This window comes from Vibrio sp. A1-1 (assembly GCF_021728175.1).
In the GTDB taxonomy this organism is placed as follows: Bacteria; Pseudomonadota; Gammaproteobacteria; order Enterobacterales; family Vibrionaceae; genus Vibrio; species Vibrio diabolicus.
On sequence record NZ_JAKKCL010000009.1, the window covers coordinates 14053 to 33883 of the forward strand.

Here is a 19831-nt window from a genome sequence, read left to right on the forward strand (position 1 = left end):
AAAAAGGGGAGCCATCATCGGCTCCCCTTTCTATTTATTCTGTCAGTCTTACTGAGCTTTTTGCTGTTCTGATTTACAAACTGCTGCTGTGAAGACAACGTCTGTTGAACTGTTTAGTGCAGTTTCAGCAGAGTCTTGAATCACGCCGATGATGAAGCCAACCGCTACAACCTGCATTGCTACGTCGTTTGAGATACCAAACAGACCACACGCAAGTGGGATAAGTAGTAGCGAGCCACCTGCAACACCTGATGCGCCACATGCAGAAACCGCAGCCACAATACTTAGCAGTAGCGCAGTCAGTAGATCAACTTCAATACCCATAGTGTGCACAGCTGCAAGCGTTAGCGTTGTGATAGTGATTGCAGCACCAGCCATGTTAATGGTCGCACCTAGTGGGATAGATACTGAGTACGTATCTTCGTCCAGTTTTAGCTTCTCACATAGTGCCATGTTTACTGGGATATTCGCCGCACTTGAACGAGTGAAGAACGCGGTTACACCACTTTCACGTAGGCAACGGAATACAAGTGGGTAAGGGTTTTGCTTAGTTTTAACGAACACGATCGCCGGGTTTACAACGAGTGCGATGATCATCATAGCGCCAAGAAGAACCGCCAGAAGGTGTGCGTAGCTTGCTAGTGCGCTAAAGCCTGTTGTTGCGAACGTTGAAGCAACTAGGCCAAAGATACCAAATGGTGCAAGACGAATGATAAAGCGAACAATGTGAGACACGCTGTGGCTGAGATCTTCAAACACGGCTTTCGTTGTTGCAGATGCGTGGTGTAGCGCAAGACCCAGACCCACACCCCAAGCAAGAATGCCGATGTAGTTTGCTTCTACTAGTGCATTTACTGGGTTGTCGACCAGTTTAAACAACAATGTGCGTAGAATTTCAGCAATACCTTGAGGCGGCGTTGCACCTTCAGCGCCGGTGACAAGCGTTAAATTGGTCGGGAAAAGGAAGCTTAGAACCACTGCTGATAGCGCCGCGAAGAACGTACCCATCAGGTACAGTACAACGATTGGACGCATGTACGTGTGCTGGTTTTTCTTTTGGTTCGCAATTGAAGCAGCAACCAAAATAAACACAAGGATTGGCGCGATCGCTTTAAGAGCACCAACAAAAAGGCTACCAATTAATCCTGCACTTTCGGCATGGCTTGGGGAAATTGTGGCGAGCAAAATACCAAAGACAATACCGACAAGGATCTGGACGACGAGGTTACCACGAGCAAATCGGGCAACGAGGCTGTTGTGTTGCATACATCATTCCTGCAATTTTATGCCAGAGCGAGCAGGGCAATAGTCCATCATTACACGGCGATAATGCCCTTGTATTGCAAGGGGTGAGCATTGCTTCTGGTCACTAAGACACATGATTATCAATTATCCTGTTTTTATAAATTCAGCCATTTTCTTGCTGAATATCACATATCTTAGCTTGGTAATATTTTGTGTCTAGTTTTAGTTTGTTTTTGGATTAAATGTTTGCTCAATGTTATTTAAATAAGATTTTTATGTTGAAAATTATCATTAGTTATGAGTAATGGTTTTTAATAAAGTTGTTAAAAAGGAGACTTTCGTCTCCTTTGATTTTATTGACAACTCAAACGTAACAAATCAATAACTTTGTTGGCGCCTGCGCTTATCACTCATGGCATTTCGAGTGAGTTTCCCGAACTGTCGACTTTGAGCTCGTTGTTCTGCCAAAGTCGCGCCGTTAAAGGCTTGTTCTCGCAATAGTTTTTGATAGTTATTGAAACGACGAACCTCCAGTGTGCCATTTTCAATCGCAGCTTGAACTGCGCAACCCGGCTCAGTTTGATGCTGGCAATCACCAAAGCGACAACGCTGAGCGAGAACCTCAATGTCAGAAAATGCCTCACTGACACCCACTTCGCAGTCTGCTAGTTGAAGCTCGCGCATTCCCGGAGTATCAATCAAGATGCCGCCATCAGGTAATAGATGGATAGAGCGCGATGTAGTTGTATGTCGCCCTTTGCTATCGTCTTCACGAATATGCCCAGTCGCCTGTTCTTGCTGCCCGAGTAATGCATTCACAAGAGTTGATTTGCCAACGCCTGAAGAACCGATAAAAGCGACGGTTTGTCCTTCTTCGCACCAGCTCATGAGTGTAGAAGCACTCTCTGTTTCTAAGCCGTTGACTGTCTCTATGACTAATAGAGGGTCGAGCTTCTGTACTTGGCTTTTTAGTTCATCAATATTGCCACACAAATCGGCTTTGGAAAGCACGATGACGGGTTCGACTTCGGCTTCATGAGCCAAGGCGAGATAGCGTTCAATACGACTTAAATTGAAGTCGTCGTTCAGGGAACAGACGATAAAAACGGTATCCACATTTGCGGCGATGAGTTGCTCTGCCACTTTGCTGCCCGTTGCTTTGCGGCTAAAGAGGCTCAAGCGATCCAGTAAGCGAACAAATTGCTGATCGTCATTTAAGATAACCCAGTCTCCGACGGTCATATTGGGTAGAGAGTGGTGGGCATTGAGGTGGACTTGCCCCGTTTCTGTCGCCAATAGGTAACCACTTCGGTGATGCGCAATCACACGTGCAAAGATAGTGTCGTCGTAATCGTCTAGTGTCAGTTGTTGCTGAAAAAATGGTTTCCAACCCAATCGTTTTAGTGGGTTTGAAGTTGAAATTAATGTGTCACAAAAAGTAAGTGTTTGATTCATTGTTGAATTATCCCAGACGCAAAAAAGCGCCTTAATACAAATCGCATTAGGGTCTAATTCGGATAGAGTTGACCCCGGTGAAGACCGGGCAGAGAAGGGGAGTTGTGGCTATGCCACGTAATTGGTGCGGTTAGGGTTACCCTTGCGATGCCCAGTTAGTGTTATTCAATACAATCATCATGTGTCCTCTTCGTTGGTTAATAAATAAGTGAATTAATTAAGCCAAGAGAGTATAGCCGCCCTTTTTCTTAGAGGGTAGCTATACTGCGAAAATATTAGCTTTGTTTGTTGATGCGCTCTTCCATTATCTGCGAATACGTGTTGGCTTTTAAGCCGTATATGATTTGGACATGACGCTCATCCAGTATCACGACGCCATGCGCGCCATGATTTTTGAGTGCATTTTTATCGATGATGGACGTCGTTCTAAGGGTAAGACGCAGCCGAGTCGCGCATGCCCCAGTTTCTAGCAGGTTTTCTATCCCCCCAATGGCGTCAATGATCGTATCGACGTCTTGTTCGACATTGGGGTTGGTTTGAGTTAGGAAACTGAAAAACTGTTTCAGCACTGACTTAACTGTCATTTGAGGAGCCTTCAGTCGTCAGTTTTGAAATGGCTTCAACAATCGGTGCCGGCGAGAGTGTATGCGGTACCTTGGTGATTAACGTGCCATCCGGCTTCAAGAAGTAAAAGTAAGAGCTGTGATCAAGCGTGTATTTGAGCTCTGAGCCTTCCAATTCGGTTTTGCGGAAAATAACACCATAGTTGTGTGCCAGAGGTGTGGTTACATCAAGCGGTGCCGATAGGCCTTCAATCATTGGATGGAAGTAATGGGCATATTTCGCCGAGGCATCGGCCTCATCACGCTCTGGATCTAAAGAGATGAACATTGGGCGCAGTTGCGCTTTTTGCGCTTCATCGATCTGATTTAGGGCTCCTGCTAGCATAGCAAGCGAAGTTGGGCAAACATCCGGGCAGCGAGTAAAACCAAAATAGACGACTCGAATGCGAGGGTCATTTACATCGAAGATATTGACGGCTTGGTTATTTTCCCCAAACAATACCGTTTGTTGAGACGTGGAACTATCCACTTGCTCTGGCTTCGTTTTCTGATTATCTAAATAGCTTTTTACGCCAAACCCGAGGGCGAAAGCAACTACGAGAAATAGGGACCAATTGCGGCTCATAACGATTCCTTATCTTTGCATTTTTATAGCAGGGTAAACGGTACTCTCTCCATCACTGAGTTCACCAACCCAGGTCATGGCGTCTTGAGTGCAAACCGGCAGAATGATGTCACCTTGATATCGACCGGGAGCGACTTGCTTCAGTAAAAACTTGGGTTCTCCCATCTCCATTTCTCTTCCTGAAAGGCTTAGGACGAGTTGCTCAGCATCGCTTGTGCGCCACTCAACATTCAGAGTAGTAGGGACCAAGGGTTGAGCAGTATCTGCGTTGAGCGTCATCGTAACATTCTCTTGAACGCACGAGGCAGTAGAGAGAAAGCAATACTCATCTATCGGTTTGATCGGAGTGGATGAAGAAAAGCTTTTTAGTAAAGTCGGGGCATAAAATCCCGCAACCAGTGCGGCTGAAACAGCGGCGATTTGTAACACTTTCATTAAGGTTCAGCATTTATCACTTAACATTACCTGCATCGTAGCACAGAAGCGTCATTCGCCAACTCGTGGCCTAGATAAATTGTGCGTTGTGCCTCGATGACAGAGATCAAAATAACCGCGCGGTGTAGGGGTTGTTGAATCAAGCCCATAAAGATTTTCAATTGCGATGATTTTCTCTTTGCCAACAAACAAGAACGAAGCCAATTGGCTCCGTTCTTGTTTGTTGATTCCGTATTGATTTGATACCGCAGTTACTTGTCTGAATCTGCAAATTTTTCGAGGCTCAAAACCAGCGCAATGGCAGCAAGCATCATCACAACGGCAAGCACTAACTGAGAAGGTTGTGATGTCACGTGTTCAAATTCAAATGGTGATAGGTTGTGCTGTAGCAAGGGCACTTGTTCACCCTTTGAATTGGTGCGCCAAGTGATGGTTTCTTTCCAAGGCCAAATCTTTGGTAACGTACCAATCATTAAGCCTGTCAAAAACATCAGAGTGAAATCGCGGAACTTGCGTAGTAACCACGACAATAGATGCGAAAAGGACAGCAAACCAATCACACAACCTGACAAAAACAGCGCCAATGTATCGACTTGGAAGCCTTTCACGGCGGCTAATACTGGCGCATACATCCCAATCAATAACAAGATAAAGCTGCCAGAGATGCCCGGTAAGATCATCGCGCAAATCGCGATAGCCCCAGCGAACAATGTGTTAATGGCCGTTGGTTCCATGTGCAGAGGTTTAAGCACGGTGATGCTGTAAGCAAACCCGACACCAACAAGTAGAGTCACAAAGCGGATAAGATCACGTTGTTCAACCTGACGAATAATGTGATAGACCGATACCAAAATCAGACCAAAGAAAAATGACCAAAGTGGGATGGGGTGTGTGTCAAGAAGCCAAGTGATCAACTTTGCTAGCGTAGCAATGCTGGTGAAAATACCGGCAAACAGAGCGATAAGGAAGAAACCGTTGATGTGATTAAAGGCGGCTTTAACCCCTTTTTTTCGACAAATAGAGAAAAGTGATGGGTTAATGCGTCGAATGCTCTCAAGCAGCGTATCGTAAATGCCGGTGATAAACGCGATGGTGCCGCCTGATACGCCAGGAACAACATCTGCTGCGCCCATGGCGATTCCTTTGAAGAAAGTAATTAAGTAGTTCATTGCTCTAATGCTAAGTCGTTTCGATGGCACAGAGTATACAAACATTGCGACGAAAAAAGTATGAAATAGTGCTGTAGCTACTGGGTTTTATATCCAAGTAATTGCTTATTTTTGTTACAGGTAATGAGGTGATTCAAATACAACGATATCTTAATATTTGGTTTACATTATTGAGATGATTAACTGTACTATCAATGGCCACGTTTGTTGCATTATGCAAATGCAATTTGATAATTGAATTTGCGTTTTGCTATATTTTATATAGACAAATTCACTTTATATGAGATCCTGTGCCCAAAAATAAGTCTTTGCATTTTGGCATGATTAATGCATAATACTGCTCGACCCTTCTTAAGCCGAGGGTCACCTAGCCAACTGACGTTGTTAGTGAATACAATTTGTTCACACTAAATATAAGCCAATCGCGATTATTGCGGTTGGCTATTTTTTTATATGAACAACGTTACTTACGTGCTTTGCAAATTGCACTTCTCTCGTTCTAGACTCATAAAAAAGGGCTGACGCATCACGCCAACCCCTTGTATTTCACTTTAGGTTTTAATCTGTTTTCTTGAGCTGATCAGTACCCCATCAACTGGAGTAAATTTTCAGCTGTCACAATGGCCTCTTTACGATTGGCGATATTGAGCTTTTGGTACAAGTTGCGAATGTGGGTTTTAATCGTGGTGCCTGCCACATCAAGCTCTTGCGCGATTTGCTCATTACTGAAACCAGAATAAATCAAACCAAGCACCTGCCACTCACGTTGAGTCAGTGGGCTTGTGCGAACCAGTTCCGGTACGTTAGGGTGGTTTACCAGCTTCTCAATGAAGTCTTCATCAAAGTGAATAGAGCGGCTGCGCTGATTGGAGGAAATATCCTTCATCAATTGTTGAGCGCGGTGACGTTCTAGATCGCCTAACTCATGGCGGAGGCTTAACTTCTCCAGTAGCCCGCCAATGGTGGCGCCATCAATGAGGAAATTACCTACCATCCCCGTCTGGTTTGTCATCACTAACGCTTCTTTTAGCAAAGCTTTTGCTTGCTCTTCGTCTTTTTGACGAGCAGCAAACACCGCTTCGACCACTAAGTTGCGATTAGTATCTGTGATCAGGTTGGTTCGACGAGCTTCACTTTGGAGGAAATCTAATGCTGCGCGCGCTTCGGTATATTGACCTAAGTTGATGTGTGCGCGTGCAATGTTACGCCATTGCAATTGTGAAAAGTGGTTGCATGCCGATTCAGGACGAACCGCAGTGTTGAGCCATTCTTGCATTGCATCGGTATTCCCGCGCGCTTGCCAAAACAGGATCAACGATAGTGAAGCGTTTGCTGTCCAATCTACGTGGTAAGTTGACTGTTTCATCAAGTGTTGGATATGCTCAATGAATTTACCAGCTTTGTCTAGCTCGCCACGGCCAACCGCAATACGCGCCAGCATCGAGTAGCTGTGTAAGTGCTTACTTGGCGAATGGTTTTCGAGAATTTGTAGACCTCGGTAGGCACATTCCTCTGCTTCATCAAGTCGGTTCCAGCACCAAAGCACTTGCGCACGAATACGCAGCAAAAACTCGTGCAGAGGAACATGTTGAAGTTGCTGATCTTCAATCAAACGGAATGCGGAATCTTGCAGCTCAAAGGCGGCTTGTACGTAACCTTGCGCAATCAAAATCTCGCTTTGTTGTAAAATCGCCCATAACGCTTGGTGGTAAACTTGGTACTGACGAGCCAGCTTCTCGGTTTGTTGCATCATTGGTAACGCGCGGTCGAGTTTACCTAGTACGTGGTTGACTTCGCCAACAACCGAAGTCGCCACAATGCGGCTACGATAAATCGTGTTATCAAGTTGGCTAAGTGCTAGCTCCGCTAATTCGAGTGCTTTCTCTGGCTGGTTGCTGTTGATAGCCACTTGAGCAAGTAGCGCGTTTGCTTGACCTTGATAATGAATATCTAACTCAATGTTACGCTTTTTATGCTCCTCTTCCGCTTCTTCAAGCAGGTGGCCTACTTGGTTATAACGATGCTGACTTTGAGCCAACCAAGCTCGGAGCATCGTAAGTTTTGGGTGGCTGAACAGAAGCTCAGCATCCAACTTATTAATTGAGCTTTCCAGTGTGCTGAGCTCGCCTTGGTTAAACATCTTCCAGCCGAATTCGTTTAGAATTTCTACCACCAAGTCTTTATCGTTCGACTTTTGTGCATGGTGAATCGCTTGGTGCGGTGCTTTTTGTTGTAACCAGGCAACAGCTGCATTGCGGTGGAGATCTTTTTCTTGCTGAGGAATACGCGCTTGGCACTCATGAGACAAAAACTCACCAAATAAGTTATGGAATCGGAACCAGTTTTGCTCCCCTTCGAGCGGGTAAATGAATAAGCCGTAGCGGTTTAATGATTCGATCAAACCAAGCGCATCTTCGCGTTGGGTGAGGGCAAACACCAACTCATCATTGAAGTGGTCAAGCACGGAAACTTGCATCAAGAAATGACGAGTTTCGTGATCGAGTAGGTCAAATACTTCTTCGACCAGGTAATCCCACAAATGCGCGTGATTGAACTGAGATACCGACCCTACGGTTTGTGCCAATGTACGGTTTTGATGTTGCGCTTGCAACGCGATCAACTGCATCGCCGATGGCCAACCTTCCACATAGGTTCTGAGGCTGTTTGCCATGTCTTCGTCGATGCCATCGGCAATACGCTGATTAAAGAAACGAGTCGTTTCTTCGGTATCGAACGCCAACATCTCGTTGCCGATTTCGATCATTAAATCACGAACACGTAAGTTTGCAGTACCCAGAGGCGGCGCTGCACGACTTGTTACCACTACGGTGAGGTTGTCTGGCATGTGTTTTAAGAAGAAACGCATGGATTCATGAATTTCATCGTTGGTGATCAAGTGATAGTCATCAAGCACCACATAGCACTCTTGATGAAAATCAGCCATTTCCGCGAACACTTCGCTGAATAAAGAACGTAGAGAAGAGATCTGGCGTTTTTCCGCCAGTTTTTGTGCGTTAGAGCAACTGAAGTTGGTGGCTTTGTTTAATGCTTGAAGCAGGTAGTTCACAAAACGAAAGCCGTCGTTATCGCTGTCATCAATGCTGTACCAACCGACGTTTGGTTTATCGGATAGCCACTGCGCTGCCATGGTGGTTTTTCCGTAACCTGCTGGGGAGCGGAATAAAACCAATTTGTAGTAAGGCGCTTGCTGTAGTAAGTCCAACACTCGTGGGCGCACGATGGCATTGTGCAGGCGTCCTGGTCGAGTAAGCTTAGATGGAATCCACATTAGTAATTATGTCCTTATTTATGTATACCCAAGTGATTGCGACATGATCATTTCAGTAAGGCCCCCTCGAAAGCTTCGTCTTACTGAATGATTTCACCGGCATCAAAAACGGTTTGAATGCTGGTTGATGTCGCCTCTTGTTGGGGCTTGCATCCGTCTGAAAAAGCATTCCATACGGTCACTTAGATATAAAAGCTAGCGAAAACTAGAAATAACTCACACCGCCTAATTCTAGTTTGTATAAAAAGCGTACAATCCTGTGAGCCGTGTGGGATGTTACGACATCAGAAATGTCCGTTACTTTGATCCACTTCCTAATTCTCAAGGGTTGATGGATTTACCATCAACTACGCCCTTTATTTGTGATTCTTGTCACTTAAATATCTTTTGTGTCGAGTGTATTAAGATCTCGTTGCACATCGATTATGAAAAATCTTTCCATGTTAACCAAGTTAATGTGACCAATATTACAATTTTCACATCATCAGATGAGTGGGCTATAAAAAGCGTCATGAACGGGTTTTAACCTTTCTCATATTCCATTGTGATCAAAATCACTAAGAACTGGAGCAAAGCTCACTTTGTTGAGATTTGGATCACTAACCTAGCAATGGTACTCCCTCTACGCCCTCAGCCCTCCTCCTTCAAAGGAGGAGAATTAGGAGGATGTTTATTCACAGAGGTAAATGCACGATGTATGGCAGATGAATTACCAAAAGACGTGAGAATTTCGTAATGAAACCTACTCAACAAAAACAATTTGACAAAAAGTCGTTCCAAGAAAGCGTAAAGAAACACCTATCTGTAACTTACGCTCACACGATTGAAAACGCAGACAGCCGAGCTTGGTACCTAGCAATGGGTCATGCACTGGCTGAGTTCACTACTTTAGATTTGCTTGCTACTGAAGAAGATCCACGCATTAAAAGTGCGAAGAGCGTTAACTACCTTTCGCTAGAGTTCCTTATCGGTCGTTTGACGGGTAACAACCTAATCAGCATGGGTCTGTACGAACAAGTAACAGAAGCAATGGCTGAACTGGGTTACAACCTAACTGACCTGCTAGAAGAAGAACGTGACCCATCACTGGGTAACGGTGGTCTTGGTCGTCTAGCGGCATGTTTCATGGATTCATGTGCGGCGCAAGAATTCCCAACCGTCGGTTACGGCTTACACTACGAATACGGTTTGTTCAAACAGTCTTTTAAAGATGGTCGCCAGCAAGAAGCACCTGACGCATGGCGTGGTGTAGAAGGCTACCCTTGGGAAATTGCTCGTCCAGAACTCGCACAAGAGATCGGTTTCTACGGTCACGTTGAAGTGGTGAACGAGAACGGTAAAGAAGTTCGCAAATGGGTTCCTGGTATGTCTGTAAGAGCAATGCCTTGGGATCTACCAATCGTGGGTTACGAATCAGACACGGTTTACCCGCTACGTCTTTGGGAATGTCAGGCTATTGCACCATTCTCGCTAGCAAGTTTTAACAACGGTGACTACTTCGAAGCGCAGCACGCACTGATCGACGCGGGCAACATCACTAAAGTGCTTTACCCGAACGACAACCACGAGAAAGGTAAAACACTGCGTCTTATGCAGCAGTACTTCCACTCAGCTGCGTCTGTACGTGACATCCTACGTCGCCACGAAGCAGCTGGCTACTCGCTAGAGGATCTACCGAAGCAAGAGACTATTCAGCTTAACGATACGCACCCAACGATTGCGATTCCTGAGCTAATGCGCATCCTGATGGACGAAAAAGGTCTAACTTGGGAAGCGGCTTGGGAGATCAGCTCTCAAACATTCGCGTACACGAACCACACACTACTTCCAGAAGCACTAGAGACATGGCCAGAGTCGCTGATTCAGCACCTACTACCACGTCACATGGAGATCATTTACGAGATCAACCACCGCTTCCTACAAGACGTACGTGCAATGTGGCCGGGTGATGTCGCGAAACAACAGAAGCTTTCTATCATCGAAGAAGGTTTCCACCGCATGGTTCGCATGGCAAACCTATGTGTAATTGGCTCTTACGCAGTAAACGGTGTAGCGGCACTTCACTCTGAATTGGTTAAGAAAGACCTATTCCCAGAGTTCCACGAAATGTACCCAACACGTCTACACAACGTAACGAACGGTATTACGCCACGTCGTTGGTTGAAGTTCTGTAACCCAGGTCTTTCTAAGCTAATCACAGAGAAAGTCGGTCCAGAATGGCCAGCGAAACTAGAGCAACTAGAAGGCATCGCTAAGTACGCCACTGACGAGAAATTCCAGAAAGAATTCATGGCAGTGAAGAAAGAGAACAAAGAACGCCTAGCTAACTGGGTGAAAGAGAACATGGGTATCGAACTCGATACTAATGCGATCTTCGATGTTCAAATCAAGCGTCTGCACGAGTACAAGCGTCAGCACTTAGACCTTCTACACGTACTGTCTCTGTACCATCGCATTATTAACGAACCAGGTTTCGAATGTGTGCCTCGCGTTGTGTTCTTCGCAGCGAAAGCGGCACCGGGTTACCACCTAGCGAAAGAAATCATTTTCGCTATTAACAAGATTGCTGAGAAAGTGAACAACGACCCTCGCATCGGCAACAAGCTGAAAGTGGTCTTCATTCCTGATTACCGTGTGAGCATGGCTGAAATTATTATTCCTGCGGCGGACGTATCACAACAAATTTCACTTGCGGGTAAAGAAGCATCAGGTACTGGTAACATGAAGATGGCGCTTAACGGTGCCCTAACGATCGGTACGATGGATGGTGCTAACGTTGAGATTCGTGAAGAAGTAGGCGATGAGAACATCTACATCTTCGGTCTAGACGTTGAAGGTGTGAAAGCGCTGAAAGCTCAAGGTTACAACCCATTTGATTACTACAATGCGGATCACCTACTCAAAGCGTCTATGGACCTACTACTGGGTGAAGAATTCACTCCAGGTCAACCAGGCTTACTGCGTGCAACGTACGACAGCCTACTAGACGGCGGTGACCCGTACTTATGTCTTGCGGACTTCGCATCTTACGTGAAAGCGCACGAAGACATGAGCGAACAATACAAAGACCAAGCTGGTTGGGCGAAGAAAGCCATTCTTAATACCGCCCTTGTCGGCAAGTTCACCTCAGATCGCTCAATTCGCGACTATGTGAACAACATCTGGAAACTAAAAGCGGTTCACCGTTAATAGAACAGAGTTAAGACCAAGGTAGCCAAGCGCTACCTTTGGTCATTTTCCAAAAGAAGTTATTGATAACAATAAAACCCTACATGGAAGGTGTTGGTATTACCTTCGGAGAAAGCGATGAAAGAACAAACAGCATTAAAGAAAGTCGCGGAAATGGCGAGATTGGCTGATAGCTATGTCAGTGCTTGGGGAGATGAGGCAAAAGTGTCTGAGGAGACGCTACGCCGCTTGCTCGCTTCGCTTGGCTACGATACTAGCAGCGATGAAAAACTATTGGCTTCTGCTGAAAAGAAACATAAAAAAGACGTACTAGCCCCTGTTCTTGTTTTACGCGACGGCGAACCAGTCGAAGTGGAACTAAACCTAGGTACGAGTGCTCGTGAGAGTGAATTCAGCTGGCGTTTAGAAACAGAACAAGGAGAGGTACTTGAAGGCTATCTTCAGTCCCAAATTGTTCGTGATGAGCGTGCTGAGGGTGGCCCTCTAGTGTTTGCATTGCCAAAGAACTTGGCTTGGGGTTATCACAAATTGATTGTCAGCCGTAAGCGTCGTAAAACGCCTTACGAGATGTCATTGATCATCACGCCGAAAGCGTGTTTCAAACAAGACGATCTAAACCAACATAAAAAGCTATGGGGTCCTAGTATCCAGCTTTACACACTGCGTACTCAGCACAACTGGGGTATCGGTGATTTTGGTGACCTAAAACAGTTGGTGAGCGATATCGCTTCTCGTGGCGGTGACTTCATTGGTTTGAACCCGATTCACTCACTGTTCCCAGCGAACCCAGAAGGCGCGAGCCCATACAGCCCGTCTTCTCGTCGTTGGTTGAATATCATGTACATCGACGTAAGTTCTGTACCTGAATTCGCACTGAGTGCTGAAGCTCAGCAACGTGTTGGCAGTGCAGAGTTTCAACAGCGTCTACAAAAAGCACGTGACTCTCATTGGGTGAACTACACAGAAGTTTCGCAACTGAAAATGAGCGTTCTTCCGCTGCTGTTTAGTGAGTTTAAAGCTCGCCATTTAGACAAAAACACCGACCGCGCTCGTGCATTCTTGGACTTTGTAGAAAAAGGTGGCGACAGCTTGTTACACCAAGCTGCATTCGATGCGCTTCATGCTGATTTACACGCAGAAGATTCAAACATGTGGGGTTGGCCTGTATTCCCTGAGAAATACCGCACATTCGACGCAGCCGGTACTCAGAAATACATCAAAGACAACCAAGACCGCGTTCACTTGTACATGTACCTACAGTGGATCGCAGACGATCAAATCAAAGAAGCGCAGTCACTGGCAGAAGAAAAAGGCATGGCTGTGGGCTTGTACCGTGACCTTGCTGTCGGTGTTGCCGACTCAGGTAGTGAAACTTGGGCCGACGACGGTAACTTAGTGTTGGACGCCAGCATCGGTGCGCCGCCGGATGTACTTGGTCCTCTGGGTCAAAACTGGGGTCTGCCACCGCTTAACCCTCAAGTTTTAGAAGCGACTGGCTACGACGCATACATCAAGTTGTTACGTGCCAACATGAAGCACTGTGGTGCATTGCGTATCGACCACGTACTTGGTCTACTTCGTTTATGGTGGATTCCAAAAGGTGAGAAGGCGACAGAAGGTGCGTATCTGTACTACCCAGTGGAAGACATGCTCGCAATCCTAGCGCTTGAGTCACACCGTCATCAGTGTTCAGTGATTGGTGAAGACTTGGGTACTGTACCAGATGAAATCGTTGATATCCTACGTGATGCGGGCGTGCATTCGTACAAAGTCTTCTTCTTCGAAACCTCAAAAGAGGACGGCGGCTTTATTTCTCCGAAGCATTACGCAGAGCAGTCTATGGCGGCATTGTGTACGCACGACATGCCAACCCTACGCGGTTTCTGGCACTGTGATGACTTGAAAATGGGTCGTGAGATTGGTCTGTACCCAGATGAAAAACAGTTGGAAGGCTTATTCGCTGACCGTTTGAAGTGCAAACAAGGCATCCTAGACAGCGTTCGTTGGCACGGTTACTTGCCAGAAGGCATTGGCCATGATGCGCAGTTCGTACCAATGGATTCATACCTAAGCGAAGCGCTTCAATTGCACGTTGCTGCGGGTGATTCTGCACTGCTTAGCGTTCAGCTTGAAGACTGGCTAGAAATGGATCAACCGGTCAACATTCCTGGCACGGTGGATGAGTATCCAAACTGGCGTCGTAAGCTGTCGATGAACCTAGATGAAATCTTCAGTCGTGAAGACGTGAATCGCATTTCTAAACGCCTTACAGAAGTTCGCGCACAGGCGAGCAAATAAGATGCGTAGAGTGACGTAGATGAATGAGCGGATTACTAATTTTGTTAGCTCAGAGGTACGAAAGTTCCGTCTAGGTCACTCATTCAACCCACACAATCCGTTAGGATGAAGTACCGTTATTATGCCCGCGACAATAGCGGGCATTTTTGTATTTTGACGCCGTTTACGCGACGAACGTGAGAAGCGGAGTCTTTTGTGAGTTCACAACGTTGGCTGTGGAGAAACCAACATTCGGTTCAAACGAATATTGGCTCTAGGGAGAAAGATTTGAAAATCACCAAAACAAAGAAAATAAAGAAAAAACACGAACGCGCGTACGAACTGCTTGCTGAGGCGGCTTACTCAGATCCATTTGCGGCGTTGGGCCCATTCATTGATGACGGCGAAGGTTCGCTGCGAGTGTGGATGCCGGGCGCAAACAAGGTTGAACTGCTTGTTAATGGTGAACCTCGCGTGGCGCTTGAACGCGAAGGCGACAGCGGTTTTATCTTAAAAGAGCAACGCGACTTACACCTGACCCACTACCGTTTAGCGGTCGATTGGAATGGTGTTGAACAAATTATTGATGACCCGTACCAGTACCACAATATCTACCAAGAGTACGAGCATCTGCATACGCCAAAAGACATGTATCACTACATGGGCGCGCACTTTGTCACGCTAGAACGTGGCGGTGAAAACATTTCCGGTGTTCGTTTCCTTGTCTACGCTCCGCATGCATCGGCTGTTAGCCTTGTCGGTTGCTTCAACCAATGGGATGGTCGTCGTCACCCAATGCAACGCTTAGATTATGGCATTTGGGGTTTGTTCATTCCTGGCTTAGAAGAAGGCGTTCAGTACAAATTTGAGCTCAAAGGACCAAATGGGGAAGGGCTGCCACACAAACAAGACCCTTGGGGTTTCTACTCTGAGCAATACCCATCGTTCGCATCCATTACTTACGATCACAAGCGTTACCAATGGCAAGATGCGAAATGGCAAAACCGCGCAGTTACACAAAAGCGTGATGAAGCGTTATCGTTTTATGAGCTGCATGCTGGATCATGGAAGCGCGACGGGAAAGGTGATTTCCTCAACTACCGCGAACTCGCGGAGCAGTTGGTGCCATACCTTGTGGATATGGGCTACACCCATGTTGAGCTGATGCCTGTGTCTGAGCATCCATTCTACGGTTCATGGGGCTATCAACCCGTTGGCTTGTTTGCGCCAACCAGCCGTTTTGGCTCACCTGATGATTTCAAATTCTTCGTGGATGCGTGTCACCAAGCAGGCATCGGTGTGGTGCTGGATTGGGTTCCTGCGCATTTCCCATCGGATGACCACGGTTTAGCAAACTTTGACGGTACACCGCTGTTCCACGACCCGGACCCACGTCGCGGTTGGCACCAAGATTGGAACTCATACATCTACGATTTAGGCCGTGAACATGTGCGTCGCTTCCTTGTATCGAATGCGCTGTACTGGTTTGAACAATTCCATATTGATGGCATTCGCGTGGACGCAGTCGCGTCGATGCTCTATCTCGATTATTCACGTAGCCACGATCAGTGGGTACCGAACGTCGACGGTGGCAACGAAAACTACGACGCAATCGCAACCTTAAAATGGATGAACGAAGAAGTGTACAAGCACTTCCCGAATGCGATGACGATTGCGGAAGAGTCAACGGCGTTCCCGGGAGTGTCTGCGCCAACCTTTATGGGTGGTTTAGGTTTTGGTTTCAAGTGGAATATGGGGTGGATGCACGACAGTCTTTCATACATCAAAGAAGATCCTGTTCACCGCAAATACCACCACAATACCATCACCTTCCCGCTGGTTTATGCGCACAGCGAAAACTACGTCTTGTCTCTCTCTCACGACGAGGTGGTGTACGGCAAAGGTTCTATCCATAACAAGATGCCAGGTGATGAATGGCAGCAAACCGCAAACCTACGTGCATACTACGGGTACATGTATGGTCAACCGGGCAAAAAGCTGAACTTCATGGGCGCGGAAATCGGCCAAACGGCGGAGTGGAACCACGATGATCAGTTGCAATGGTTCTTGCTGGAATATGAGCGTCATCAAGGCGTTCAAAAGCTGATGCGAGATTTGAACCACTTGTACCGAAATGAAGCGGCGATGCACGATCAAGATTGTGTTCCTGCTGGTTTTGAGTGGCGTCTACAAGACGAAGCGGATGCGAGTATCCTAGCGCACGAGCGTATCAGTAAAGAGGGTGAGCGTATTCTCATCATCACCAACTTTACGCCCGTACCACACGAGCGTTTCCGTTTAGGTGTTCCAAATGCAGGTCAATACGAACTACTGCTGAACACGGACGACAGCAAATACGGCGGCAGCGATTTTAAAGTGCAGACCTGTGTGAAAACAGAAAAAGTCGAAAGTGAATCACTGCCTCAATCACTTGAGCTTCGTTTACCACCACTTTCAACCGTGTTCTACAAGCTGAATAAATAATTCAGTCTAATCAAATTCTAAGCCCGTTTTACATTGTAAATCGGGCTTTTTTTGACCTATTTTTTACCTCAAAAACTTGTTGTTCCTGATTGAATCAGGCAAGCTCGCTGGTTTGTTTATCATCAATCGCTAATGCATTGGGGAACCACACATGTTGAAAAGGCTTAAGTCATTTCTATTTAAAATGGTGTTGATATTACTGATCGCCCCAGTCGTTTTGGTTGGTGTGGTGAAATATGTCGATCCGCCAATATGGGGATGGAAGTTAAGCCGCATTGTTGCGCCACCAAAGAACTATCCAGACAGCAGCCAACACGAATGGGTCTCTTTGTCGCGCATTTCAAAAAATATGCAGTTAGCGGTGATTGCGACCGAAGATCAAAAATTCCCTCATCATTATGGATTGGACTTCGAATCGCTATTCGACGTGATTTCCGAGGCCGGTGATAATGGTCCGTCGAGAGGCGCGAGCACCATTACCCAACAGGCTGCGAAAAATGTGTTTTTGTTTCCTTCTCACTCCTACGCTCGCAAGGCTTACGAGCTTTACTTTGCCTTACTGATGGAGCTGATGTGGAGTAAAGAGCGCATTCTAGAAGTGTATCTAAATGTGGTTGAATTTGGTCCCGGTATTTACGGAGCCGAAGCAGCGGCGCAGAATTACTTTGGTGTCAGTGCAAAGCAACTCTCGAAGTGGCAAGCAGCGCGTTTAGCCGTGGTGTTGCCAAACCCATATCGAATCAAAGTCTATCCACAAAGTGATTACACTGCTCGCCGCACAAGATGGGCGATGAACCAAATGAGCAATCTTGGCAGCGTGCAACTTTAAGTTCCTAAATCCATTGTGTTTAAATAGAACTACGCCCCTATATCAATAAAATGTGAAGCGTCACACCCTTTGGGGCGTAGGCAGTTAGAATGATGTGTTCAGTTTCTTATCTAGGCACAATTAGTGTGAATAAAACTAATAAATGTGCATGGTTACCATGTGCTACCAATGGACTGAACGATGAAACTGAACCTGATTACCACTACTTTACTGCTTGCGTCGGCAAGTGCCATCGCCGAGCCTAACATCACCATTTCTACCACGACCAACAGCCGTGACTTCCCATTAAGTGCAGAACAGCCTTTGGTTGTGCCTCTAACCAAAGACGGATACACGCTAAAAATCACGGGCGTTGAAGGTGACTGCGTTGCACCCGATGGTCAGAAAGTGAAGTTCAACAAACCTCTTGCGCTGAACTGCGGTAAGCCAACGGAGCTGCCATTAAAAATCCGCTTTACCGGCGATTACTCTTTTGCTTTTGATGCAGAAGCCAAAACACTGCGTTTTAAGCGTGAACCTAAGAAAGCCGCCAAAACTGAATTTAAACGCCCAATCCCACAAGTACAATGTGAGGTTTACCAAGGCGGAGAAGTCACCATTGCGTTAGGTGACAGTTTCCCGGATGGCACCAAGTTGCGAGATGCTTACTCGGGGCAAATGGTTGAAGTGCAAGATCAGCAAGTATCGCTGACGCCAAGCAAAGACTCCGGCGGTTTGGTGCTACTAGAGCCAGTAAAGAAAACCAAAGAAGCAGTGCCGTTTGATTATCGCAATGCCAACATTTACTTCGTGATGGTCGACCGTTTCAACAATGCTGATACGAGCAATGACAACAGCTATGGACGCAAGAAAGACGGCAAAGATGAAGTCGGCACGTTCCACGGCGGTGACCTTAAAGGTGTAATTGAGAAACTGGATTACATCAAGAGCCTAGGTACAGACGCGATTTGGTTGTCGCCAATCGTTGAGCAAGTGCACGGCTTTGTCGGTGGTGGCGATAGTGGTTCATTTCCGTTTTATGCATACCACGGCTACTGGACGCGCGATTTCACCAAGATTGATGAGAACTTCGGTAACGAAGAAGATTTAAAAACGCTGGTGGAAGAGGCGCACAAACGAGGCCTCAAAGTCTTGATGGATGCGGTTATCAACCATTCTGGTTACTCAACATTGGCGGATCTACAGTTCGATGGTATCGATGTGTTAAAGCCTAATGCCGATCTGCCCAAGAAATGGGGCGACTGGCAACCAAAAGCGGGTGAAAATTGGCATAGCTATCACCAGAATATTGATTATCAGAGTCCGAACTGGGCTAAATGGTGGGGCGGCGATTGGGTAAGAACCGGCTTGCCAGGTTACCCAGCTCCGGGCAGTAGCGACATCACCATGTCATTGGCGGGGCTGCCTGACTTTATCACTGAACAAGGCAAAGCTGTAAAACCAGCTCAGTGGCTATTAGATAACCCTGGCACTCGCGTAGAAGCTCGTGACAACTACACCGTGGCGGATTACTTGATTGAGTGGCAAACCGATTGGGTGAAACGCTTCGGCATTGATGGCTATCGCGTCGATACGGTGAAACACGTCGAAGGTGAAGTTTGGAAGCGTCTAAAAGAAGAAGCATCGAACAGCTTAGAACAGTGGCGTAAAGAAAATGGCAAATCAGGTCAGCCGTTCTGGATGATGGGCGAAGTCTGGGGACACACCGCGTATAGCAGCCCTTATTTCGATGATGGTTTTGACGCGTTGATCAACTTCGATATGCAGAAGAAGCTAGACAAAGGCGCGGCGTGCTTTAGCCAAATGGCAGACACTTACCAAAGCTATGCGGAAACTATCGCGAACGAGAAAGACTTCAACCCAGTGAGCTACATGTCTTCCCACGATACCGAGTTGTTCTTCTCTCGCTTCAAAGACCACGGCATGCAGCGTAACGCCGCGAATGCACTGCTTCTGAGCCCAGGTGCTGTTCAGGTTTACTACGGTGATGAAGTGGGTCGTAACATTAGTCCTTACGCGGATGATTTCCACCAAGGCACACGTTCAGACATGGTTTGGAAACTATCGGATGAGAAGCAAGCGCTACTGAAACATTGGCAAACCCTTGGTCAGTTCCGTCAAGCACACCCTGCCATTGGCGCAGGTCAGCATCGAGTGATTGAACAGGAAGGCGCGTACGTTTTCTCTCGTTCGCTTGGCAATGACAAAGTCGTCGTGGCGTTTGTAGGACGTGATAAGTAACTAAACGCTCTTTATGTCGATAAATAAAAA

General features: G+C 46.6%; 12 protein-coding genes. 5 read left to right on the plus strand and 7 right to left on the minus strand.

Annotated elements, in window-relative coordinates:
• Positions 1-48 precede the first annotated feature (48 nt).
• The 7 genes from sstT to malT all read right to left on the minus strand — a co-directional run bounded on the left by sstT (position 49) and on the right by malT (position 8781).
• Positions 49-1266, minus strand: a complete 1218-nt coding sequence (gene sstT, locus L3V30_RS13770) for a serine/threonine transporter SstT (RefSeq protein WP_005396770.1) — start codon at positions 1264-1266, stop codon at positions 49-51.
• Between the two features lie 357 nt (positions 1267-1623).
• On the minus strand, positions 1624-2700 hold the full coding sequence (rsgA, locus tag L3V30_RS13775) for a ribosome small subunit-dependent GTPase A (RefSeq protein WP_237309112.1): 1077 nt from the start codon (positions 2698-2700) through the stop codon (positions 1624-1626).
• A gap of 275 nt (positions 2701-2975) precedes the next feature.
• On the minus strand, positions 2976-3284 hold the full coding sequence (locus L3V30_RS13780) for a PTS transporter subunit EIIB (protein ID WP_046875700.1): 309 nt from the start codon (positions 3282-3284) through the stop codon (positions 2976-2978).
• The gene (locus L3V30_RS13785) at positions 3274-3888 is read right to left on the minus strand and encodes an SCO family protein (protein ID WP_006740812.1); all 615 of its coding nucleotides are present in this window, start codon (positions 3886-3888) and stop codon (positions 3274-3276) included. The genes L3V30_RS13780 and L3V30_RS13785 overlap by 11 nt, the downstream gene beginning before the upstream one ends.
• A gap of 9 nt (positions 3889-3897) precedes the next feature.
• Positions 3898-4323, minus strand: coding sequence for a hypothetical protein (locus L3V30_RS13790; protein WP_182019588.1), 426 nt, complete (start codon positions 4321-4323; stop codon positions 3898-3900).
• Between the two features lie 251 nt (positions 4324-4574).
• Complete coding sequence (locus L3V30_RS13795) at positions 4575-5492, minus strand: DUF368 domain-containing protein (RefSeq protein WP_237309113.1); 918 nt, start codon at positions 5490-5492, stop codon at positions 4575-4577.
• 580 nt (positions 5493-6072) lie between these two features.
• Complete coding sequence (malT, locus tag L3V30_RS13800; protein WP_237309114.1) at positions 6073-8781, minus strand: HTH-type transcriptional regulator MalT; 2709 nt, start codon at positions 8779-8781, stop codon at positions 6073-6075.
• Between the two features lie 735 nt (positions 8782-9516).
• On the opposite strand from malT, the gene L3V30_RS13805 reads away from it, so the two are divergent.
• The 5 genes from L3V30_RS13805 to L3V30_RS13825 all read left to right on the plus strand — a co-directional run bounded on the left by L3V30_RS13805 (position 9517) and on the right by L3V30_RS13825 (position 19801).
• Complete coding sequence (locus L3V30_RS13805; RefSeq protein WP_237309115.1) at positions 9517-11970, plus strand: glycogen/starch/alpha-glucan phosphorylase; 2454 nt, start codon at positions 9517-9519, stop codon at positions 11968-11970.
• Between the two features lie 117 nt (positions 11971-12087).
• The gene (gene malQ, locus L3V30_RS13810; protein ID WP_104970424.1) at positions 12088-14268 is read left to right on the plus strand and encodes a 4-alpha-glucanotransferase; all 2181 of its coding nucleotides are present in this window, start codon (positions 12088-12090) and stop codon (positions 14266-14268) included.
• A gap of 213 nt (positions 14269-14481) precedes the next feature.
• Positions 14482-16731 carry a 1,4-alpha-glucan branching protein GlgB gene (glgB, locus tag L3V30_RS13815; RefSeq protein WP_237309187.1) on the plus strand — a complete coding sequence of 750 codons (2250 nt, stop codon included), beginning with the start codon at positions 14482-14484 and terminating at the stop codon, positions 16729-16731.
• A gap of 151 nt (positions 16732-16882) precedes the next feature.
• Positions 16883-17560, plus strand: coding sequence for a monofunctional biosynthetic peptidoglycan transglycosylase (gene mtgA / locus L3V30_RS13820; protein ID WP_237309116.1), 678 nt, complete (start codon positions 16883-16885; stop codon positions 17558-17560).
• A gap of 180 nt (positions 17561-17740) precedes the next feature.
• Complete coding sequence (locus L3V30_RS13825) at positions 17741-19801, plus strand: alpha-amylase (protein ID WP_237309117.1); 2061 nt, start codon at positions 17741-17743, stop codon at positions 19799-19801.
• Positions 19802-19831: the final 30 nt, after the last annotated feature.

What these genes read in the sequence shown, in the direction of transcription:
- L3V30_RS13790 (WP_182019588.1), bottom strand. Translation starts at nt 4,323, where the DNA reads ATGAAAGTGTTACAAATCGCCGCTGTTTCAGCCGCACTGGTTGCGGGA.
- L3V30_RS13795 (WP_237309113.1), bottom strand. Translation starts at nt 5,492, where the DNA reads ATGAACTACTTAATTACTTTCTTCAAAGGAATCGCCATGGGCGCAGCA.
- L3V30_RS13805 (WP_237309115.1), top strand. Translation starts at nt 9,517, where the DNA reads ATGAAACCTACTCAACAAAAACAATTTGACAAAAAGTCGTTCCAAGAA.
- mtgA (WP_237309116.1), top strand. Translation starts at nt 16,883, where the DNA reads ATGTTGAAAAGGCTTAAGTCATTTCTATTTAAAATGGTGTTGATATTA.
- L3V30_RS13780 (WP_046875700.1), bottom strand. Translation starts at nt 3,284, where the DNA reads ATGACAGTTAAGTCAGTGCTGAAACAGTTTTTCAGTTTCCTAACTCAA.
- L3V30_RS13785 (WP_006740812.1), bottom strand. Translation starts at nt 3,888, where the DNA reads ATGAGCCGCAATTGGTCCCTATTTCTCGTAGTTGCTTTCGCCCTCGGG.
- L3V30_RS13825 (WP_237309117.1), top strand. Translation starts at nt 17,741, where the DNA reads ATGAAACTGAACCTGATTACCACTACTTTACTGCTTGCGTCGGCAAGT.
- rsgA (WP_237309112.1), bottom strand. Translation starts at nt 2,700, where the DNA reads ATGAATCAAACACTTACTTTTTGTGACACATTAATTTCAACTTCAAAC.
- malQ (WP_104970424.1), top strand. Translation starts at nt 12,088, where the DNA reads ATGAAAGAACAAACAGCATTAAAGAAAGTCGCGGAAATGGCGAGATTG.
- sstT (WP_005396770.1), bottom strand. Translation starts at nt 1,266, where the DNA reads ATGCAACACAACAGCCTCGTTGCCCGATTTGCTCGTGGTAACCTCGTC.
- malT (WP_237309114.1), bottom strand. Translation starts at nt 8,781, where the DNA reads ATGTGGATTCCATCTAAGCTTACTCGACCAGGACGCCTGCACAATGCC.